At 71.2% G+C, this 21042-nt stretch carries 20 protein-coding genes and 1 riboswitch; of the genes, 12 read left to right on the forward strand and 8 right to left on the reverse strand.

Features of this window, described 5'->3' with window-relative positions; genetic code table 11:
* Window positions 1–595 precede the first annotated feature (595 nt).
* Both KY469_03520 and aroF read right to left on the reverse strand, forming a co-directional pair.
* Complete coding sequence (locus KY469_03520; protein ID MBW3662147.1) at window positions 596–1303, reverse strand: conjugal transfer protein TraF; 708 nt, start codon at window positions 1301–1303, stop codon at window positions 596–598.
* 135 nt (window positions 1304–1438) lie between these two features.
* Window positions 1439–2506 carry a 3-deoxy-7-phosphoheptulonate synthase gene (gene aroF, locus KY469_03525; protein MBW3662148.1) on the reverse strand — a complete coding sequence of 356 codons (1068 nt, stop codon included), beginning with the start codon at window positions 2504–2506 and terminating at the stop codon, window positions 1439–1441.
* A gap of 360 nt (window positions 2507–2866) precedes the next feature.
* Here aroF and KY469_03530 point away from each other — a divergent pair, with 360 nt between their 5' ends.
* Window positions 2867–3940 carry a zinc ribbon domain-containing protein gene (locus KY469_03530; GenBank protein MBW3662149.1) on the forward strand — a complete coding sequence of 358 codons (1074 nt, stop codon included), beginning with the start codon at window positions 2867–2869 and terminating at the stop codon, window positions 3938–3940.
* Here KY469_03530 and KY469_03535 read toward each other — a convergent pair.
* From KY469_03535 to KY469_03545, 3 genes are read right to left on the reverse strand one after another with little or no spacing between them, the layout of a single operon-like run.
* Window positions 3918–4865, reverse strand: a complete 948-nt coding sequence (locus KY469_03535; protein ID MBW3662150.1) for a DMT family transporter — start codon at window positions 4863–4865, stop codon at window positions 3918–3920. The two genes, KY469_03530 and KY469_03535, sit on opposite strands and share 23 nt — an antisense overlap.
* A gap of 22 nt (window positions 4866–4887) precedes the next feature.
* Window positions 4888–6858, reverse strand: a complete 1971-nt coding sequence (pknB, locus tag KY469_03540) for a Stk1 family PASTA domain-containing Ser/Thr kinase (protein MBW3662151.1) — start codon at window positions 6856–6858, stop codon at window positions 4888–4890.
* A gap of 3 nt (window positions 6859–6861) precedes the next feature.
* Window positions 6862–7311: a hypothetical protein gene (locus tag KY469_03545; GenBank protein ID MBW3662152.1), complete on the reverse strand. Its 450-nt coding sequence runs from the start codon at window positions 7309–7311 to the stop codon at window positions 6862–6864.
* Between the two features lie 63 nt (window positions 7312–7374).
* Between KY469_03545 and KY469_03550 the strand changes: the two genes are divergently transcribed.
* The 7 genes from KY469_03550 to KY469_03580 all read left to right on the forward strand — a co-directional run bounded on the left by KY469_03550 (window position 7375) and on the right by KY469_03580 (window position 12690).
* Complete coding sequence (locus KY469_03550) at window positions 7375–7725, forward strand: hypothetical protein (protein ID MBW3662153.1); 351 nt, start codon at window positions 7375–7377, stop codon at window positions 7723–7725.
* A 63-nt stretch (window positions 7726–7788) separates the two neighbouring features.
* Window positions 7789–7899: riboswitch (TPP riboswitch) on the forward strand.
* Window positions 7893–9050, forward strand: coding sequence for a glycine oxidase ThiO (gene thiO, locus KY469_03555; GenBank protein ID MBW3662154.1), 1158 nt, complete (start codon window positions 7893–7895; stop codon window positions 9048–9050). Its footprint overlaps the riboswitch before it by 7 nt.
* On the forward strand, window positions 9047–9259 hold the full coding sequence (thiS, locus tag KY469_03560) for a sulfur carrier protein ThiS (protein ID MBW3662155.1): 213 nt from the start codon (window positions 9047–9049) through the stop codon (window positions 9257–9259). Before thiO ends, thiS begins: the two co-directional genes overlap by 4 nt.
* 11 nt (window positions 9260–9270) lie before the next feature.
* The gene (locus KY469_03565; GenBank protein ID MBW3662156.1) at window positions 9271–10053 is read left to right on the forward strand and encodes a thiazole synthase; all 783 of its coding nucleotides are present in this window, start codon (window positions 9271–9273) and stop codon (window positions 10051–10053) included.
* Window positions 10050–10379, forward strand: coding sequence for a hypothetical protein (locus KY469_03570; protein MBW3662157.1), 330 nt, complete (start codon window positions 10050–10052; stop codon window positions 10377–10379). The genes KY469_03565 and KY469_03570 overlap by 4 nt, the downstream gene beginning before the upstream one ends.
* Before the next feature lie 71 nt (window positions 10380–10450).
* Window positions 10451–11059 carry a thiamine phosphate synthase gene (gene thiE / locus KY469_03575; GenBank protein MBW3662158.1) on the forward strand — a complete coding sequence of 203 codons (609 nt, stop codon included), beginning with the start codon at window positions 10451–10453 and terminating at the stop codon, window positions 11057–11059.
* Between the two features lie 77 nt (window positions 11060–11136).
* The gene (locus KY469_03580; protein ID MBW3662159.1) at window positions 11137–12690 is read left to right on the forward strand and encodes a M36 family metallopeptidase; all 1554 of its coding nucleotides are present in this window, start codon (window positions 11137–11139) and stop codon (window positions 12688–12690) included.
* A 10-nt stretch (window positions 12691–12700) separates the two neighbouring features.
* Here the strand turns inward: KY469_03580 and KY469_03585 are convergent, their stop codons facing one another.
* Together KY469_03585 and KY469_03590 are read right to left on the reverse strand one after the other, a co-directional pair.
* Window positions 12701–13285 (reverse strand): DUF3105 domain-containing protein, encoded by a 585-nt coding sequence (locus KY469_03585; GenBank protein ID MBW3662160.1) that lies wholly within the window; start codon window positions 13283–13285, stop codon window positions 12701–12703.
* Window positions 13282–14214, reverse strand: coding sequence for a twin-arginine translocation signal domain-containing protein (locus tag KY469_03590; GenBank protein ID MBW3662161.1), 933 nt, complete (start codon window positions 14212–14214; stop codon window positions 13282–13284). Before KY469_03590 ends, KY469_03585 begins: the two co-directional genes overlap by 4 nt.
* A gap of 96 nt (window positions 14215–14310) precedes the next feature.
* On the opposite strand from KY469_03590, the gene KY469_03595 reads away from it, so the two are divergent.
* The 3 genes from KY469_03595 to KY469_03605 all read left to right on the forward strand — a co-directional run bounded on the left by KY469_03595 (window position 14311) and on the right by KY469_03605 (window position 18192).
* Complete coding sequence (locus tag KY469_03595) at window positions 14311–15309, forward strand: hypothetical protein (GenBank protein MBW3662162.1); 999 nt, start codon at window positions 14311–14313, stop codon at window positions 15307–15309.
* Window positions 15310–15430: 121 nt separating this feature from the next.
* The gene (locus KY469_03600; GenBank protein ID MBW3662163.1) at window positions 15431–15676 is read left to right on the forward strand and encodes a nucleotidyltransferase; all 246 of its coding nucleotides are present in this window, start codon (window positions 15431–15433) and stop codon (window positions 15674–15676) included.
* A 77-nt stretch (window positions 15677–15753) separates the two neighbouring features.
* The gene (locus KY469_03605; GenBank protein MBW3662164.1) at window positions 15754–18192 is read left to right on the forward strand and encodes a glycosyl hydrolase; all 2439 of its coding nucleotides are present in this window, start codon (window positions 15754–15756) and stop codon (window positions 18190–18192) included.
* A gap of 97 nt (window positions 18193–18289) precedes the next feature.
* Here KY469_03605 and KY469_03610 read toward each other — a convergent pair whose 3' ends face one another.
* Window positions 18290–18562, reverse strand: a complete 273-nt coding sequence (locus tag KY469_03610) for a hypothetical protein (protein ID MBW3662165.1) — start codon at window positions 18560–18562, stop codon at window positions 18290–18292.
* Between the two features lie 197 nt (window positions 18563–18759).
* On the opposite strand from KY469_03610, the gene KY469_03615 reads away from it, so the two are divergent.
* Complete coding sequence (locus tag KY469_03615; protein MBW3662166.1) at window positions 18760–20883, forward strand: cell wall-binding repeat-containing protein; 2124 nt, start codon at window positions 18760–18762, stop codon at window positions 20881–20883.
* The last annotated feature ends 159 nt before the right edge of the window (window positions 20884–21042 follow it).

Consider the following 21042-nt stretch of genomic DNA (forward strand, 5'->3'; position numbering starts at 1 on the left):
CGGCATCCACCCGCTCGGGTCGGACCTCGCGCGTGTCGTGCACGGGAGCCGTGAACAGCTCCGTGGTGACGCTCCCGGCAGGGTTGACACGTCGATGCGTGAACGGTGTCCACGACTCCACGTGCTCCGGTGGACGGATCGGCACGTCGGCGACCGCACCGTCGGGAGCCAGCCCTGGCTGTCATCCTCCTGAGCGGAGGCCGCTGGCTGCCTCCACGGACCCGCCGTCGTCACAACGCTGGCCGCCAGCGCGGTCATGACGAGCCAGGACAGTCTCGATGAGCGCGGGCTTCGCATGGTGTTCTCCCCCGTTCGCCGCCGACCATGCGAGGCACCGCACCAAAGGCGGGGCTAGACCAAGTGCATCAGACGACGACCATGATCGCATCGGAGACCGAGGTCAAGCAGAACCCGCTATCGACGCATCGAACCGGACAAAGCGAGCGAAACCGAGCCGGTTCCGCACAGCCGAGCTGCGTCGGCGCACGCGGGGAGGGGCGATGCCAAGCTCGACGGCAGATCGGAGCAACCGCCGCTATCGCGTCCAGTGGCATGGTGGAGCGCGGAGGTGCGTCCGAGTAGCATCCCTCTGCGGCTACCGCGGCAGATCGAAGTGCATGCCCTCGGTCGGGTCACGTACCAGCGGATCGATGGGCGGCCCGGGTGTCCGTGTGTTCGACTTCGGCTCGCGTGGATCGTCAGGGTGCTCGAGGGTGGTGACGGGTACATCGAGTCGACGCGTGAGACGACTCGGTAGGTCGAGCTTCAACCAGCGCGACACGCCGGCGGGCAGGGTCGAGACGATCACCTCGTTCACTTCCGGCCAGCGTTGGAGGGCGAGCGTCACCGCTTCCAGCGGATCGGGGGGGCCGACGTCTCCGGTCACCACGAAGCCCTGCGCCTGCAGCTGCTTGACGACCTCATCGAGTCGGGATCCGGCGACCGTCCGTGCTGCCGAACGGCCGGCCTCGATCAGGTCGTCGTCGACGAGCTCCTCCTCGGTCTCGGGATCGGGCGGTGTGGCTGGCACGATCACGAACACCTGCAACCGTTGGGCACGGGCGCGTCGCCGCAGCTCTCTGTGGAGCGCGGGACCGGCCAGCGTCTTGTTGGCCACCACCAGAACCGTCCGTGTGGCGCTGGGGTCTCCCCGGAGGGCATCGAGCTGTTCCTGTAGCGCGCGCCGACGGGTCTGCAGTTCCGACAAGCGCTGGTGATCGCCCCGATCGACCGACGCGAGGTCCTCGTCGAGCGCGTCGAGTTCGTCGATCAGCCCCTGCAGATCCCGGCCCTCGTGTCCCACGTCTCGCCTCCCTGCGGCTGAACCACCATGCCAGCAGCATCCACGAACTCGGGTGCCGTCGGTGCCTGCCGGACTGGACGTGGTACCGGGTGTCGGTCACCGTCCGAACGGGCGGGGGTGACGAGCGGTGTGCGGTCAGGTGTGCGCGGACCGTCCCCACGCCCCCGCCTGTCGATCCCTCGACGGCTCGGCGAGGTCGCGACCGACGATGTCGGAGAGGCGGGTCACGGTCTCGCGGAGGGTCAGGAGGTCGTCGCGGATCAGCGCCTGCGGTCCGTCGCACAGGGCGTGCTCAGGTTGCGGATGCACGTCGATGATCACCCCGTCCGCACCCACGGCGATCGCCGCGCGCGTCAGCGGCAGCACCAGGTCGCGCTTGCCACCCGAGTGCGAGGGATCGACGATGGTCGGCAGGTGCGTCAGGCTCTGCGCGACCGGGATCGCGGAGATGTCGAGCGTGTTGCGCGTGGTCGGCTCGTACGTGCGGATGCCGCGCTCGCACAGGACGATCTGCAGGTTGCCGGTGTGCGCGATGTACTCGGCGGCCATGATCCACTCGTCGATGGTGGCGGTCATGCCGCGCTTGAGCAGCACCGGCTTGCCGGCGATGCCGACCTCCTTGAGTAGCTGGAAGTTCTGCATGTTGCGCGTGCCGATCTGCAGCATGTCGGCCTTGGCCGACACCACCTCCACGTCCGCGGGCGTGACCACCTCGGTGACGAACGGCACCTCGAGGTCTCGGGACACCTCAGCGAGGATGTCCAGGCCCTTCTCACCGAGCCCCTGGAAGGAGTAGGGCGACGTGCGGGGCTTGTAGGCGCCGCCCCGGAAGATGGTGGCACCCGCCTCCTTCGCCATCTTGCACGCCGCGCGGGTCTGGTCCTCGGTCTCGACCGCACACGGTCCCGCGATGAGGGTGAACGTGTCGCGTCCTATCGGTACATCGCCGACCCACACGGTGGATGGTCGAGGGTGGGTCTCGGTGGACACCAGCTTGTACGGCTTGCTGACGCGGATGACGTCCTCGACGCCAGGGAAGGCGTGCAGTGGGAGCTCGGCGAACTGGGTGATGTCACCCACGAGCCCGATGATCGTCTGGTGCTTCCCGCGTGACACGAAGGCCTCGCCGCCCACCTCCGTCACCGCGGACACGACCTTGGTGATGTCCTCGTCGTTCGCGGTGTGGCGCATGACCACGACCATGCTCGTGTCCTTCCCGTAGGCCACACGTACCTCGTCGGCTCAGTTTCGAGTAGACCCGTGCTACCCGCCCTCCGGGCTACTTGAGCACGGTACTCCTGTGCTACCGCCCTCCGGGCTACTTGAGCACGGTACTCCTGTGCTACCGCCCTCCGGGCTACTTGAGCACGGTACTCCTGTGCTACCGCCCTCCGGGCTACTTGAGCACCGGACACGTGAGCCCCGGAGCATCGCGCACCGGGGCTGATGAGACCAGCGTAACGCTCCGTGCAGACGGCCGACAACCGCATCCCGTGCTCGCGGCGGCCACACCGCTGCGTACCCTGCTGCGACGACGCCGCACCGGATCGAGAGAGGGCACACGTGTACTGTCCCGACTGCGGCGCCGGGGCGCGCGACGACGCCAACTACTGCCTGAGCTGCGGCTACGACCTGACCGATGTGCCTGGGAGTGGCATCGGTGCGCAGGGCCCTGCCGACCGTCCCCACGTGCAGGAGGCGGAGGGTCCCGGTGGTCAGCCCACCACACCCGTCACCCTGCGACCCGACGGGACGAGTGTCTCCCCGATCGAGATCGTTCAGCGTCCCGACATCGGTGCACGCCGAGTCGATCTGCGTGAGTGCCCCTCGTGTGGCGCTCCCAACGCCACCGACCGTGTCATGTGCGGCCGCTGCGGTGCCGATCTGTCCACCGGTGCCACGGGTGCCGTACCGCGGGCGGCGCGCCAGGATGCGTCCGCGACGGAGGCTTCGCGGAGTGAGGAGAAGCGCTCGATGGCGCGCCGGTCGCGACCGGGTCGGGGCACGATCACCGCCCTGATCGTCGTCCTCGGTGCCCTGCTGGGCGTGGGCCTCGGGTGGGCGGTCGTCAGCGGCCCGCTCGCGTCAGAGGAACCGCCGGGGACCCCCGCGACACCCACCTTCGACCCCCAGGTGTACGCCGTCGCCCCGCAACGTCTGGACGTGGCGACCGTCGAGGCCAGCTCGACCCAACCGCAGCAGGGCGAGAACCGCTACGACGCCCCGATGCTGTTCGACCGCGACCTCACCACCGCCTGGAACAGCCAGGGTGTCACCTCCGAGGTCGACGTCGGCGAGCTGCTTCGGTTCAACCTCACCGGACCCGCGTGGGTCAGCCAGATCCTGGTCGGTAACGGCTACCAGAAGGACGACGAACGCTACTTCGGCAACGCGCGGGTCCGGCGCGCACGCCTCGAGTTCGACGATGGCGAGATGTTCGCGGTCATGCTGCTGGACCAGATGGGGATGCAGAGCATCGATCTGCCCGAGCCGGTGCTGACCCGACGGGTGACGCTCAGGATCCTCGAGACCTACGCGGGCACGACCTACGCGGACGTCGCGCTGGCCGAGATCGAGATCCACGGGCACCCGGCGACCGGGCCCGATGCCGAGTTCACAGCCCCTGCTCGGAGCTGATGACGCCGGTCTGCGGGGCCGCCGTGAGATCGATGGGATCTCGGGAACGCAGCTCGGCCCACAGCATCGCGGCGAGGATGAGCGCCGCCCCGACGCCCTCCCGCAGCCCGAAGACCTCGCGCTCGAGCCCCGTGATGCCCAACGCGATCAGCAGGGGCACGCCCAGCCACGCCGTGGCCCAGGCGAAGACGGGCTCCATCACGAGGATGATCGCGGCACGCGTCGGCGGCAGGACGGCTTGAGCCGCCGTCTGGACGGCGAAGGCGATCGCCGACGCGAACACCGCGGTGAAGACGACCGCGGCCCACACGTAGAGGTCGGACGTCAGCCAGGGGTGATCCGACGTCGTGGCGACGTCCTGCACGATCCCGCCCACCGCGTGCAGCAGGGCGCCGACGCCGAGCTGGACCGTCGCCAGCGCCGCTGCGTCGTACCGGTGGCTCCACAGTCCGAGACCGACGATGTGGAAGGCGAACGCGATCGCACACAGCAGCACGAGTCCGTCGCCGAGGCCCGGGACCAGCGACCCCTCGAGCGACAGCAGGCCGAGCCCGAGGAACGACAGCAGCGCACTCGCCGACGCGGTCGCTCCTGGAGGCTCGCGCACGACGAGCGCCTGGAGCAGCGGAGTGAACACGACGAACATGCCGGTGATGAAGCCGGCCTTCGCTGCCGTGGTGAGCTGCAGACCGAACGTCTGGAAGGCGTAGCCGCTCCACAGCGCCACCCCGAGGAGGGCGCCGTGCCACAACCCCGAGCGGCCGAGCCGCCGCAGGCGAGGTCCGGCCACGAGCGCGAGTGCGACGGTCGCGATCGCGAACCGCCAGGCGTTGAAGACGAAGACCGGGAGGCGGTCCACGGCCTCCTTGACGACGACGAACGTCGCGCCCCAGACGAACGTGATCGCGATGAGCGCGAGGGTCATCCTCGCCGCGCGCGAACCCAAGTCAGTCCCAGACGAAGATCGTGACCTCGTCGCCCGCCTTCACCTTCTTGCCCGGTGCCGGATCCTGCTCGGCGACGACGCCCGGCGGTCGGAAGAACGCGCGGACCCGTTCCACCTCGACCACGAGGTCGAGGCCCTGCAGGATCTCGAGCGCGCGCTCCTCGGTCTCGCCGCGCACCTCGGGCATGTCGAACTGCTTGGGCCCCAGCGAGACCGTGAGCTGGACCTGGTCACCGCGGAACAGGACGGCGCCAGGTTCCGGGTTCTGTTCCACGACCCACCCCTCGGGGACCTCCTGGTGGTTGACCTCGTCGACGACGACGGCTTCGAGGCCGAGCGCCTCGAGCCGCTCGATGATGTCGTCACTCGGGGCGTTGAAGACGTCGGGAACGGTGATCGGCTCGCGTCCCCGGCTGATCAGCACCGTCACCGGCTCGCCCTCGCGTCCGACCGTGAACGCCGGTGGCAGCGTCCCGACCACCTGGTCCACGGGCACCGTCTCGCTGAAGGCGTCGCGGACCTCGGGCTCGAACCCCGCCTCCCGGATCACGTCCAGCGCGGTCGCCTCGTCAGCGCCCGCGACCTGGGGCACCTCGGCGCGCCGTGGGCCGGCGGACAGCGTCAACGTGACCGTGCTCCCGCGACGGGCGCGGTCGGCGGGTTCGCTCTGCAGGACGTGATCCGCCGGGGTATCCGCTGAGTACACGTAGAGCGGCGCGACGCGGACGTCGAAGCCGGCGGCCTCGAGCTCGGCGCGGGCGCTGTCGAGCGTGCCACCGGACACCTCCGGGACGTCCCGGAAGGGGGCGATCACGGTCGCCCACAGTCCACCCGCGACGAGCATGACGAGCAGTCCGATGAGCAGTGCGCGAGTGGCGATAACCACGGGGCGACGCGGCGGACGCAGCGCCTTGCGTCGCTTCCGCCGCTGCCGTCGGCTCGGGCCGGGCGCTCGGGCGTCGGGCTCGTCCGCCGTCCGCTTTCCCTTGCCCGGCTCAGACTCGTGGTCGCGGCGGCGGCGGGGCGCGGGGACCTCGGTGATGACCGACTCGGTCGGCAGCACGACGGTGTGGTGCTCGCCGTTGCGCAGGTCAACCGCGACGGGGCCCTCGGGGACCGCGGCGCCCAGAGCCTGCGCCAGTTCCCAGCCGTCGGCGAAACGATCGTCGGGGTCGGTGGCGGTCGCTCGCACGACTAGCGCATCGAGTGCCGGAGACACGCCGGCGATGTCGCGCGACGGTCGGGGGACCTCGTTGGCGATGTGCTGCAAGGCGGTCGCGGTAGGGGTCTCGCCCTGGAACGGCGTCTCGCCCACGATGGCCTCGTAGAGCACGACACCGAGGCTGTAGACGTCGGCGCGCGCATCGAGTTGAGCGCCGGCCACCGCCTCGGGGGCGACGTAGTGCGGGGAGCCGACGATCACGTCGGAGCCGAACGTGCTGCCGCTCTCGGCTGCGGCGCGCGCCAGGCCGAAGTCGGCGAGCTTGACCGTACCGTTGGCCGCGAGCAGGACGTTCTCGGGCTTGACGTCCCGGTGGATCATGCCGCGGTCGTGGGCGGCGGACAGCGCGGTGGCGACGGGGCCGATCAGGGAGAGGATCTCGCGGGCGGTCAACCGCCCGCGCATGCGCAGCACGTCGCGCAGGCTCATCCCCACCACCAGCTCCATCACGAGGTAGGTGGTCTCGTCGGTCTCGCCCCAGTCGTAGACCGCGACGATGTTGGGATGGTTCAGGGCAGCCGCGGCTCGCGCCTCCCGCCGGAACCGGTCGAGGAAGGCGGGGTCATCCGCGAGATGGGGGTGGAGGATCTTGATGGCGACGTCCCGCTCGAGGACCTGGTCGTGCCCACGGTGCACCGTCGCCATGCCTCCGCTGGCGAGCTTGTCGATGATGCGGTAGCGACCACCGAGGAGCTCGCTGGTCGCGCCGGCGGTGCCGCCGGAGGAGGAGGGGGAGCGGGCGTCAGGCACGCATCAGCCGCCGTGGTCTTCGACGTGGTTCTCGAACTGCGTTCGCAGCAGGGCGTGATCGTCAGCGAGCTGCTGCAGCTCCGCGCGGAGCGTGTCGAGGGTCGTCTGGACCGTCTGCAGCACCGACTCGAGGTTGCTCAGGGCAGCCAACTGTTCGGCGTCACCGTCCTCGCGAGCGGTTCGCTCCTCGTCAAGTCGTGTCGTGAGATCGCTGAGCGTCGTCTCGAGCGCGGTCAGACGCTCGTCGAGACCCGCGAGGACCTGCTCGTCGTCGTTGCCGACCGCCCCGAGTGCCGCTTCGAGGTCCGCGATGCGGTCGCGGAGCGCCGTCTGGGCCTGGGCTTGGGCGTCGAGGTCGTCCTGGAACCGGGACACGTCGGCATCGCCGCCGCCGCACGCGCTGAGCAGGAGCGCGGACGTCAACGTCGCGGTGGTCAGGCGGGATGGGGTCATGACGGCACGAGACTACCCTGGTCCGTGGATGGGACATCTCAGCGCACACGGCGAGGAGCGAGCGTGGTCGGCAACGGTGACCGCTCGACTGCGCTGGCTGAAGAGCTGAGCGATCTGGGGTTCGTCCGTCAGGGTGAGTCTCGGCGTGGCGGCACGATGTGGGAACTGGTGTTCAACTCCTACCTCACGTTCACGCTGCACGACTACGGGGACCACGTGGTGCTGACCTGGCGCTTCGAACTCGGCGACTACCTCCTCACACGCGGCCTGCAGGTCGGTGCCGGCGAGACGAGCTTCCAGGAGCTGTACCCGCAGCGGGACAGCCGATTGGAGCGCGAGCCCGACGCGCTCCGTGCTGAGATCACCCGCGTGCTCTCGACCCTCCGTTTCGACCTCGCCGATCCCGCGCTCTGACGCCGACCCGCCGCCCGGAGGAACGGTCCGGCACCCTGCGATGGTCGTCCTCGGCCGGTACCGTGGAGGGTGCACGGGAGCCCTCGAACGCAGGGCTGAGAGGGCGGCAGCGGGCCGCCGACCGTCGAACCTGATCCGGCTCGTACCGGCGGAGGGAGCACCCGACCGTGGATCGTGGCACCAGGACACCCACCTTCAGGGGTACCGACGTTGCGGTCGTCGGGGCGGGGGTCATCGGACTCGGCGTCGCGTGGCGGCTCGGGCAGCGCGGTGCCCGGGTCACCTTGATCGATCCCACGCCGGGGCGTGGCGCCTCCTGGGCTGCGGCGGGGATGTTGGCGCCCGTCACGGAGGTGCACTTCGGCGAGGAGACCTTGCTCGAGCTGAACCTGGCCTCGCAACGGCGCTGGCCAGCCTTCGCCCAGGAGCTGGCAGACGTCGCCGATCGCCCGTCGGGCTACCGCGAGTCGGGGACCATCCTCGTGGCTCGCGATCGCGATGACGTCGCGGCGATCGACCGCCTCACGGCCTTCCAGCGCGAGCTGGGTCTGCAGGTCGAGCGGCTCACCTCCCGCGAGCTGCGGCAGCTCGAGCCGTTCCTCGCCCCGACCGTGGTCGGCGGTTCCTACGTGCCTGGCGACCACCAGGTGGACAACCGTGCACTCATCGAGGCGCTGATCGTCGCGTGCGAACGCACCGGTGTCGTCTTCGAGCACCACATGGCGGTCGGGATCGCACACCGCGGTGAGTGTGCCACCGGCGTCAGGTTGCTGGACGGCCGCCTGATCGCGGCCGACGTGACCGTGCTCGCCGCCGGGCACGCCAGCGCGTCGCTCGAGGGTCTGCCGCCGGCCTGGCTGCCTGTGCGGGCGGTGAAGGGACAGCTGTTGCACCTCTCCGGCCCGGAGGGCCTCGCGCCCTCCGCGCGCAGCATCCGCAGCCTCGATGTCTACGTCGTCGCTCGCGGTGACGGTCGTCTGGTCGTCGGGGCGACGATGGAGGAACGTGGCGACGACACGTCGGTTACCGCCGGAGCGGTGCTCGACCTGCTGAGGTACGCCTACGAGCTGCTACCTGGCCTGGCCGAGCTGGAGTTCTCCGAGGCGACGGCGGGCTTGCGGCCGGGAACGCCCGACAACGCCCCGTTGCTCGGCCGCGGCCACCTTGACGGCCTGATCGTGGCGACCGGCCACTTCCGCAACGGGATCCTGCTCGGCCCCGTGACCGCGGACAGCATCGCCGAGCTCGTCGCGACCGGCTCCGTGCCCGACGTCATCGCTCCTTTCGACCCCCACCGCTTCGTCCGTGAGGAGGTGGCGGGGTGAACATCGTGGTCAACGGTGAAGCTCGGGACGTCGGGGACGGGGCCACGGTCGCCGAGCTCGTGGCCCAGTTGGGTCGGGACCCGTCGCGTCCCGGTGTCGCCGTCGCCGTCGACGAGGAGGTCGTGCCGCGGCGAGCGTGGGAACGGCGCCGGCTACGGGACGGCGACCGCGTGGAGGTCGTCGCGGCCGTCCAGGGAGGCTGCACGTGACCGCTGCGGGGATCGACCAGCCGCTACGCATCGCCGACCGCACCTTCGCGAGTCGGCTCATCCTGGGGACCGGCGGGGCGCCGAGCCACGACGCACTCGAGGCGGCCATCAAGGCATCCGGGACCGAGCTCGTGACGGTGGCGCTGCGGCGACTGGACCCGGAGGCCGAGGGGTCGGTGCTCGACGTCATCGAACGCTGTGGCTGCACGGTCCTACCCAACACGGCCGGCTGCTACACGGCACGGGACGCGGTCCTCACGGCACGGATGGCTCGTGAGGCGTTCCGGACCGATCTCATCAAGCTCGAGGTCATCGGTGACGACCGCACGCTGTTCCCGGATGCGGTGGAGCTGCTCGACGCCGCCGAGCAGCTCGTCGACGACGGCTTCACGGTGCTGCCGTACACGAACGACGACCCCATCCTCGCCGCGCGGCTCGAACGGGTCGGGTGCGCCGCCGTGATGCCGCTCGGCTCGCCCATCGGTAGCGGCGCGGGGATACGCAACCCCTACAACCTCCGCATCATCGTCGAGCACGCGCAGGTGCCGGTCGTCCTCGATGCGGGCGTCGGCACCGCCAGCGATGCGGCCCAGGCGATGGAACTGGGTTGCGACGCGGTCCTGCTGGCCTCGGCTGTCACCCGGGCCCGCGATCCGGCGCTCATGGCGGCAGCGATGCGGCAGGCGGTCGAGGCTGGACGCGCCGCTCGACTCGCTGGCCGCATCCCGAAGCGCTTGTACGCTGACGAGAGCACCCCGTCGGCGGGCATCCCCGAGTTCCCCGGAGCATCGTGACGACCCCCGAACCATCATCACCTCGCGACGGTGGCCACATCGTCGACTGGTCGCGGACGGCGCGGCGGCTGCGCCGGAGTGCGGTCGTGGCTGCCGGCGTCGGTGCGACCGGGTGGACCGTCAGCGCGGTCGCCGGTGGACCGGGCCTGGGCACGTGGCTGGGGATCGCGCTGGGTCTGATCTTCGTCGCGGAGCTGGTGATCGTCGGCGGCTCCGCGCTGCGGGGCATGCTCCGTGCGGGTGAGCGGGGCGAGCGGCTCGCGCGATCCGACGTCGGGCTGCTGCCTCCCCGTCTGGGTGGTCGTGACCGTCGGGGTGGGGTGTGAGCGAGCCCTTCCCGAGCCTGTCCGCGACGGGTACGCGGCGTCAGGCTCGGCTCGCGGACGCGCGACTCTACGTGGCGACCGATGCGCGCCGCGACCGTGGTGACCTCGAGGAGTTCCTCGACGCCATCTGCGACGCCAGCGTGGACATCATCCAGCTGCGCGACAAGACCGCAACGGAGGACGAGCTGCGGGCGGCGTCCGACGCCTTCCGGCGGGTGGCTGAGCGCCGCGGGGCGCTGTTCATCCTCAACGATCTCCCAGGTCTCGCCGTGCAGGTCGGTGCCGATGGCGTGCACCTGGGCCAGGAGGACGTCCACCCCGATCACGCCCGGAGCGTGGTCGGTCCCGATCTGCTGATCGGCCGGTCGACGCACGACGTTGCGCAGATCGACGCGACCGCTGACGAGGACGTCGACTACTTCGCCGTCGGGCCAGTCCACGCGACGCCGACCAAGGCGGGGCGTCCGGCAACCGGCCTGCAGCCCCTGCGGCACGCCGATCGGCACGCGAGCCATCCTTGGTTCGCGATCGGAGGCCTCGACGACGAGACCGTCGGGCCGGTGCTCGACGCCGGGGCGCGCCGCATCGTGGTCGTACGTGCTGTCTGCGACGCTGACGATCCGGCGGACGCCTGCTGGCGGCTGCGTCGAGCGCTCGCCACCTACCACCTGGATACCTAGGCCGGAGGAGGTGCCGCGGCCGCCCATGGCGAATAGAGGTGCTCAAGTAGCGAAGCGGTAGCACAGAAAGATCGGCCATGAGACGACTTCTCCTTACCTGCGTGGCCCTCACCCTGCTGGTGGCCGCCGCGCCCGCCGCCGACTCAGGCACGGACCGCGATGTCACCGACGTCGCTGCGCAGCTCCTCGCCGAGCACGGTGACCGCCTCGGGGTGGATGCCGCGGCGTTCACGCTCGACCTGGTCCGCACCAGCCCGATCGGCACCCACGTGCGCGGTCGCCAGATCCGTGACGGCGTCCCCGTCGCAGAGACCTTCGCCGCGGTCCACCTGCTGGACGACGGCACGGTGCTGGTCGATGCCCGCGCGACGGACGCGACCGGCGAGCCTGCCCGCGGGGCCGTGCTCGCCGCCGACGCGGAGCGTGCAGCGCTCGCGACGCTCGGTGCGGCGCAGCACGTCGTCGACGTCGCCACCGAGCGGACGTTGGTCGAGCGGGGCGCTCGTCTGCACGACACCTTCCGCGTGACCGTCCTCGCGCCGCGTGTCGCCGCCCGCGTCGACGTCGACGCCGCCACCGGCGAGGTGGTCGCGATCGACGACACGCGGACGTTCGCCGACGGCACCGCGAGCGTGTTCGATCCCAACCCGGTCGTGACGCTGCAGGACAACAGCCTGCGTGAGTCCGGTGTCGATGTGTTCGGCGTCGACACCGACCTCAACGACGCCAGGCTGACGGCCGCACTCGTCGCGCTGCCGATCCGCGACGTCGACGTACCGCAGACGGTGGCGGGACGGCTGGTCGGACCGTGGGTCAGCGTTCAGGGCCCGGCCCCGTTGCCGCCGACCCTCGACCTGGCGTTCACCCGCAACGACCCTCGGTTCGAGACGGCCATGGCGTACGCCCACCTCGATCGGCTCCAGCGCTACTTCCAGGATCTCGGCTTCACCGACGTGAACGCCGAACCGCAGGACGTCTACACCCTGCCGATCCTGGGATTCGACAACAGCTTCTACCTGCCCGTGGGTGACCTCATCGCGTTCGGTGCCGGAGGGATCGACGACGCCGAGGACGCTGAGGTCATCGTGCACGAGTACGGCCACGCCGTGCAGCACGCCCAGGTGCCGGGATGGGGTGCCACCCACGAGGGCGGCGCCATGGGTGAGGCGTTCGGCGACTGGCTCGCTGCCGCCTACTACGCGCGGGAGGTCAGCGGGGGCTTCCAGGACGCCTGCGTCGCTGACTGGGACGCCGTCAGCTACTCGGGCGCGAACCCCCCGTGCCTGCGGCGCACCGATACCCAGAAGGTCTACCCGGGCGACATGACCAACAGCAGCGTCCACGCCGACGGTGAGATCTGGTCGCGCTTCCTGTGGGACCTGCGCGAGGCTCTCGTGTCCGACGTCGAGATCGAGGAGCAGGAGCTCACGCCCGAGGAAGCCGCTGCGCTCCGCACGGACCGGTCGATCACGCTCGTCCTCGCGCACCACGAACTGCTGAGCCCGACGGCGACCTTCGCCGACGCGGTGGCGGCGCTGCGCGTGGCCGCGACCGCCCTCGGGCATCCCGAGTACGTACCGCTCATCGACGCCGCAGCGCAGGCCCGAGGCCTCCCACTCACGTCGGGGTGATGGCGAGCGCTCAGCCGTGCCCCGGTGCGCTCGGTAGGTGTGCCTCGATGAACGACGCGATCACGTCCGCGTCCACCTCCTGGCAGGCCTGACGCACGCCCCACCCGTTCAGAACGAGCGGAGCGCCCTGGTCCCGCGCCGTGAAGGGGGTCACGGTCAGCGTGCCCTCGTGCTCCGTCGCCGCGAGCTGTTCGAGCTCCGTCACCTCGTCCGCGCCGAGCGTCGCCGGGTCGTAGCTCGCGACCATCTGTCCGACCTCGAGGGCGAGGACGATGCGGGGCTCGCTCAGCTCCTCGTCGGGCCCGAACACGCCCGTCTGCGGCGCCCCGCCCGCGTGCCAGCCCGAGGTGCCGGGGGTCGAGCTGTACGGGACCGGCGGGTCAGCACCTTCGAGCAGGTGGCCACCCTCTTGGAGGCTGGGGAACTCGGTTCCCGCGCAGCCGGTCGCCGGCGTCGGGGAAGCGGTCGCGGTGGCGGTCGGCGGGGGGGAGACCGCGGGCTGGGGGGACGTGTCGTCGGCCGCGGTCTGTCCTCCGTTGCCGCACGCCGAGAGGAGGGTCACGGTCAGCGCCGCGATGGTCAGGCGGCCTGTCACAGGTTGGCCTCGACCGAGGCGACGAGCAGGTCCGTCGCCACCGGCCCGTCGAACTTGTCGATGATCGTGCCGTCGCTGGCGATCACGAACGTCCAGGGCTCGGTCGGCAGCTGCAGCTCGGTGACCAGGTCCGTCGGCGTGTTGCCGGCGTCGACGAAGACCTCGTGGTGGAGGAACACCACGTCGTCGCGCGCCACGGCGTCCCGCGCCGCGAGCACGACGTCGACCACCGGACCGCAGATGGCGGTCTGGCAGTACTTGGGCGTGGCGATCGTGATGACCACCGGCGAGCCTTCGGCGAGCGCTTGGTCCAGCGACACGCCGTGCATGCCGCAGTCAGGATCGCGCGTGCACAGCTCCTCCAGGTCACCGGGTTGCTCCTCGGTCGGGGTCGCGACCGATGGGAACGCGGTGCCGACCTGCAGGATGGGGGAGGTCTCGGGCGTCACGACGGTCAGAGGCACCACGCCTCCGTGGCTGCCGTCCGTGGTCCGCACGACCAGGTAGTGGGTGCCCGGTGCGGTGAACTCGCTCTCGAAGACGTAGATCCCCCGCTGGCCGAGTCCCTCGTCGTGGTACGTCGGCGTGACGGGCCCCTGCACGATGCTCTGCTCGGCGTCGTCGACCAGGAACACCTCGACCTGTGCCCCGGCCAGCGGAGTCTGGGTCTCGTCGAGCAAGCCGAACTGGAAGCGCCGTCCGCTGCCGGTCAGGATCTCGAAGCTCGCGACCAGCGGGGTGTAGTCCAGCGGAGCATCGACGCCCGCGGCGGCAGCGACCTGCTGGGTGATGTCGTTCTGCGAGGTCGTCGTCGGAGCTACCGTGCCCGCGTCGCCAGGCGGGTCGTCGTCCCCGCCACACGCGGCGAGGATGGCGGTGGCGCTCGCACCTACGAGGAAGCGGCGTCGGGTCAACCGGGGCGTGGGCATCGGGGGCTGCTCCGTTAGGTGGGCGAGGGACCGAGCGTCGGCGTACGAGGGTAACCAGCGCTGGAGTCAGAACGAGCGTCGCGACTCCGAGGTTCCGTGGCACCCTTGTCCGCCGTGCAACGTCTCCTGTGGTCCGCCCTCGCCGCCGTCCTGGCGTCGGCCTGTTCGGCTGTCGGACCCGAGGCGGTGCCCACCCCGACGCCGACGGCGACCGTCGAGCCGTTGCGCGTCGGCACCTCGCCGGAACACGAGGCCCAGCTCCTGGGGCACACCCTCGTCGCCCTGCTCGAGGACGCGGGGTTGCCGGCGACCGTCGAGACCTTCGACGGGGCGACGGACGCGCGGCAAGCGCTGGAGCTGGGTGTCATCGACGTGCTCCCCGGGTACACCGGTGCGGCCTGGCTGGAGGTGCTGGGTCGCCCCGATCCACCTGGCGATCCGCGCACCTCCTACCGGCGCGTGCGGCAGGACGACGCCGACGGAGGCGTGGTGTGGTTGCGGCCGCGCTTCGCTCTCGAGGAGGGTCTGCACCTCCCCCCCGCCAACGCCACGTTCGCCTTCTTCGTCCAAGGACCGCCCTCGATGATGGCGTCGCTGACGACGATGTCGCAACTCGCCGCGCGGTTGGGGGAGGAGCCCGGTGCACTGCTCTGCGTCGATCCCGAGTTCGCGGAGCGCTCCGATGGGCTCGAGGCGGTGCTCGATGCCTACGCCATCGCCGACGTGCGGTCGGCACCGGCGCCTCCCGATGAGGCCATCGCCGGTGTCGGGTCGGGGGAGTGCCTCGCGGGTCTGGCGACCGCCACCGACGGCGCTGCCTGGCGTGCGGGACTGCGGCCCTTGATCGACGACCTGCGCGTGTTCCCGGCGTTCGTCGTGACCGTCCAGGTCCCCGACGGTCTGCGCGTCTCGCGTCCGGACGTGGTGACGGCGATCACGCCGTTCACGGACCACCTCACCACGGAACGGCTGGGGCGCTGGAACGCCAAGGTCGTCGCCGGTGCCGACGTCGAACAGGTGGCCGCGGACGCGGCCCGGCGCCTCGCGGAGCTTGCCGAGATCGCAGGGCCGCAGACGACAGCGGACGGTGGTTGACCGTCGCGGTTGACCACCACCGGGTCGGCGAGTACGGTCTCGAACACATGTTCGGTCAGGCCACGATCGAGACACTTGCTCCGTGACCAAGCGCTACCGAGAACAGCTCGAGGACGTCGAACTGGCGCCCGACGGTGTGACCCCTGCCGGGTTCCGCTGGCGTGGTCGCTGCTACCGCGTGGAACGCGTCCTCGGGCACTGGCGCGAGGACCCAGGGTGGTGGCGCCGCCCCGATGGCGAACCTATCCGCATCGAGCAGGCCGACCTCTGGCGGGTCGAGGCCCGCAACGGGGTGCCCGGCCACGGGGTGTACGAGCTGGTCCAGCGCGCCGATGCCGGCTGGCGGCTCGAACGGGTCTGGGACTGACCCACTCCGAGCAGGAGGCGCAGGGGGCCGCGTCGAAGCTCCCTTCTGGCATCCCTCGGCCATCCTGGAGGCAGTCCGTGCACGCACATCCGCGCCTCAGCGAGATCGCAGCCCTCGTGACCACGCTGCTCGTCCTCGCGAGCGCCCTCGTGGCACTCACGATCGGCGGTGACGGCCTCACCGCTCCCGAGCGCCATTTGGCCGCCCAACGCCCCGTCGGTGAACCCGCCTCCGACTGGTTCCTCAGCGCACGCGGCGGCGCCGACCTCGATCCTGCCGCCGGGACCCGAGCCCGAGCCGAGGCCGCTGACGCCCGACACCGCACCGCGGCGACGGACCCCGCGCTCGCCGAAGCGCCCTGGACCTGGCTCGGCCCCCAGAACATCGGTGGTCGTGTCCTCGACATCGCCCTCGATCCGGCCGGTACCGACACCGTCTACGTCGCCACGGCTGGCGGCGGCGTGTGGAAGAGCACCGACGCCGGCGTCACGCTCGCTCCCAGCTGGCCGGATGTCGCACCGCAGGCGGTCGCAGCCATCGCGGCGGCGCCGGACGAGACCCTCTACGCCGGGACCGGCGAGCCGCCACCCGGTGGGGGATCGATCACCTGGGCTGGCGACGGCATCTACCGCTCCACGGACGGGGCGCAGACCTGGGAGAACATCGGACTGTCCGACTCGGGCACGATCAGCGAGATCGTCGTCGACTCCCGCGGCACGATCTGGGTGGCGTCGATGGGCCACGGCTTCGCCGAAGGTGGCGAGCGCGGGCTGTACCGCTCCGACGACGGCGGCGAGAGCTGGACCGTCGCGCTGGAGGCGCCCAACGGGCGGACCGGCGCCAGCGATATCGCCATCGACCCGGCCGATCCCGATCACCTCTTCGTGACGATGTGGCAGCGGATCCGCCTGCCCGACCGACGGCTGTACGGCGGCCCCGGCTCGACCGTGTGGGAGTCGCACGACGGCGGGGCGACCTGGGAGTCGGTCGATGCCATCACCGCTCAGGACTCGCGTCGTCAGCCCGGCCGCATCGCGCTGTCGTTCGCGCCCAGCGACGCGAGCAGGGTGTACGCCATCGTCGTCGACGACCTCGGCGGCTTCGACAGCTTCTACCGCTCCGATGACGGGGGAGCGACGTGGACGCAGACCGGTGACAGCTTCCTCGACACGTCGCAGTCGAGCTACGGCTGGTGGTTCGGTCGCATCTGGGTCGACCCCGACGAGCCCGACGTGCTCTTCGCTGGAGGCGTGGACCTCGTGTGGTCGGATGACGGCGGCGACAGCTGGCTGCCGCAGTCCAGCACCATCGCTGGAGTCGTGACGGGAGTGACGGTCGTGAACCCCCACGCCGACCAGCACGACATGGTGTGGGACGAGCGCGTGCCGGGGCGCGTCTACCTCGCCAACGACGGCGGCCTCTACCGCAGCGACGCCGATGGCCGCCTCGACTGGAAGGGCGCGCTGCAGCAGGGGTTCACCCAGCACTACTCGGTCGGGGTGAGCCAACAGCAGCCCAGCCGCGTCGTCTCTGGGCTCCAGGACAACATGTGCCAGCGCAACTACGTCGCCGGTGACCTCGGCCAACCGCAGACCTGGACCAAGTACGGCCTGTGTGGCGACGGACTGCAGACGCTGATCCACCCCACCGACGACCGCATCGTCTACGGCTGCGCCCAGTACGGCGGCAACTGCTCACGGTCCGACGACGGCGGCGGGGCGTTCGCTTTCATGAGGATCCCGGGCGACCGGCACAACTGGTGGGCGCCGATCGCGTTCGACCCGTCCGATCCGACGGTCATGTACGCGGGGTCCAACGTGGTGTCGCGTGGCGCGACCGCCGGCGGGGTCCGACCGGGACAGACCGGTTTCGCCGTGATCAGCCCCGACCTGACCTCGACGGCGGGCGGGGCGGAACAGCCCGACCCGCAGTACGAGTTCGGCACGATCACGACCCTGGCGGTAGCCCCCTCCGACGGCAACGTGCTGTACGTGGGGACCGACGAGGGCTGGCTCTGGCGGGGCGAGCTCGCGGGACCGCAGTGGGGCTGGGAGCGGATCGACACCGAGACCGACGTCCCCGAGGACGAGCGCGTCCTCCCCGACGGACTGTCGTGGGTGTCGCGGGTGGCGGTCGACCCGGGCGATGCCGACGTCGCCTACGCGACGTTCTCGCGCTACCGCAACGGCGAGGACACGCCGCTCGTGGTGAAGACGACCGACGGCGGCGCGAGCTGGACCGACATCACCGGCGACCTCCCCGACGCGCCGGTCAACGAGATCGTCGTGCTCGACGACAGCGCGCGCCTCGTCGTGGGAACCGACGTCGGGGTGTTCCTCTCCGACGACGGTGGCACGAGCTGGAAGGCGGTCGGGACGGGGCTCCCCACGAGCCCGGTGCTCGACATCGCCACGCATACGAGCACCGATCTGCTCAGCGGGGCGAGCACCACCTACTTGACCGCCGCCACCTTCGGTCGCGGCATCATGCGCGTCGCCCTCCCGTCGGCGGAGTAGCCCACCCGCCCTCCGCCATGGCCGACGCGCCCCGTGACGGGAGCGCGCGTGGAGGCGTGTTCGCGTCAGCCTGGCTCGGCGGGACGGAGGCTGCGGCTCAGGAAGCCACCGCCTCCCAGAGCGACTCCTCGCGGACCGAGACGATCGGGCTCGTGGTGAACCCGGGCCCGTCGAAGGAGTGGCAGTGCAGCCGCAAGCCGACCGAGCCGGGGACGATCTCCACCCGGTCGAAGTCGGCCACGAACGCCATCGGGCCGGCGGTGCCTCGGACGGGATGATCGCTGACGCGGGTCACACGGACGCGTCTACCGTCCGGTGCGCTGCTCACCAGGTAGGTCGAGGAGTTCTCGGTCTCGATCCGAAGCAGCACGTGGCACCCTCCGCCGGACGGTCCATCGTCGCACGCTGGGCCACCTCATGGCAACGGCACGGAGCGGCGTAGCCGTGGGACTCGTGCCGGGCGTGGTTCCCGCTCCGTCGGGCGGGGACGGGCACGGCTTCGGATGACTTCCGGCGGTGGGGGCGAGGTGACCGTTACCTTCTCGGTCCGTCGTATCGAGGGTCTGGGTGCGGGCAACGGCAGGGCGGTTGGGGCTCGTCGTCGCGGTGTTGACCGCGGCGCTCGTCCCCGTGCCACGGCTCGTCCCCGTGGCCCCGGCGGTCGCGGACAGCGCGCCGTCGATCCACACGCCCCGCCCGATGCCGGGCTCGATCGTGCCCACCGGTGAGCTTCTGTTGCGCGTGACGACGCAGTCCGATGCCGACACCGCCACCGTCGAGCTGTCCCTCGACGGGCGACCGGTCGTCGTGGCCCGCGGCGAGCGGGACCCCGACGGCGCTGCCTACGCGAGCGCGACGGTCACCGTGGCGCCCGGCCCCCACGAGGCGAGCGCGACGTTCACGGATACGGCGGGGCGACGGGTCCAGCGATCCTGGTCGTTCGTGGCTACCGACGTGACCGTGCGGCGCCACGCCGGACCGACACGGCTCGAGACGGCCGTCGCGATCAGCCGCGAGACGTTCCCTGAAGCGGGGAGCGCGTCCGCGGTCCTGCTCGCGAGGGCGGACGACTTCGCCGACGCCCTCGCGGGCGCCCCGCTGGCGGTGCACCTGGATGCGCCCCTGCTGCTCACGGCGCGCGATGAGCTGGCCGAGGTCGCGCGCCAGGAGCTGCGACGCGTGCTGCCACTCGGCGGCACGGTCCACCTGCTCGGTGGCACGGAGGCCCTCTCGCGTGCGGTCGCGGACGACGTACGTGCGCTCGGCTACCTCGTCACCCGTCACGCAGGCGAGGACCGCTACGCCACCGCGGCGAGCATCGCCCGCGCCCTGCCGGGTACGGGCGGGGCTCTCATCGCGTCGGGTGTGTCGTTCCCGGACGCGCTGGCCGCGTCCGCTCCCGCGGCACGCGATGGCGTCCCCATCCTCCTCACGCGTCGCGACGAGCTGCCGCACGCGACGACCGAGGTGCTCGATGACCGCGGGGTGGCCGACCTGGTGGTCGTCGGTGGACCGGCGGTCGTGAGTGCCGCCGTCGAGGAGCAGCTCACGGACACGATCGAACGGGTCGAACGGGTCGCGGGGGCTGATCGCTACGCCACCGCCGTGGCGGTCCTCGCCCGCTACTACGACCGTCCCTCGGGTGTGTCCCTCGCGAGCGGGACCGACTTCCCCGACGCGCTCACCGGGACGCGTCACGCTGCCGCCCTCCGCCAGCCCCTGCTGTTGACGCCAGCCGACCACCCGGTAACCGCCACGGACGCAGCGCTCCGGGCGGTACGGCCCAGGCACCTCGACGTCTACGGCGGCGCGGTGGCCGTCACCGACGCCACCGCTGGCGCCAGCGTCCGCGCGGTGGTCGACGGTCCCGACGCTCCGCGCGTCGTCACAGCGACCCCGGTCGAGACCGACGAGGCCAGCTACCTCGAGCGCGTCACGGTGACGTTCGACCGGCCCGTCGACGTCGGGGCGTCGTCCGTCTACCTCGATGTCGGCGACCGCGAGATCGTGGGGGAGGTCGTCGGCGTCGACGAACGGACCCTACAGCTGCGCGTGCCCGGGGGAGTGGCGGGCCTGGAGCGCGAGCTCGCACACGCGGGGCGGGTCACGGTCGCGGGCGTCGGGGCGGGAGCGGTGGGGCACCACGACGTCGCGTTCACCTACCTCGAGCCCGATCCGTGGTTCGCCACCGTCGCTGGCGTCGACCTGCACCTGCCGTCGCGTCACGTCGAGATGATCGGCTACCACCAGTCCAGCCACGACGGGGCGAGGGAGCTCAGCCCGCGTGACACCGCCACCGCGCAGCTGACCCTCCCCAGCCGCGGACGCGGGACCGGCCGGCACACCGCAGCGGACATCGTCGCCGACCCCGAGCTCGCGGTGTACTCGCCGGTGGACGGCGTCGTCGTCCGTGCCGGGACCTACCGCCTCTACTGCGACCACTACGACCACTACCTCGTCATCGAGCCCGACGCGCGCCCCGGCTACGAGGTCAAGCTGCTGCACTTCGAGGGCCTGGCCGTCGCGACCGGCGACCGGGTCGAGGCCGGGATCACGCAGGTCGGCTCGGCGCCCCGCACGCTGCCGTTCGAGTCGCAGGTCGACGAGTACTCCGGCCCCGACGCCTGGCCCCACGTCCACGTCGAGGTCGTGGACACCGCGATCCCCGATCGGGGCGGGGGCGGCTGCTGACGGACTGGCGAGCGCCCCGTCTTGACGACAACGCGCATCCACGCGTGTTTGCGTCACGGCCTGGCAGTGGCGAGCGCCCCGTCTTGACGACAACGCGCATCCACGCGTGTTTCCGTCACGGCCTGGCCGTGCAAGCGCCCCGGTTGACGCGCGGGACCA

Source organism: Actinomycetota bacterium, from assembly GCA_019347575.1.
GTDB lineage: Bacteria > Actinomycetota > Nitriliruptoria > Nitriliruptorales > Nitriliruptoraceae > JAHWKY01.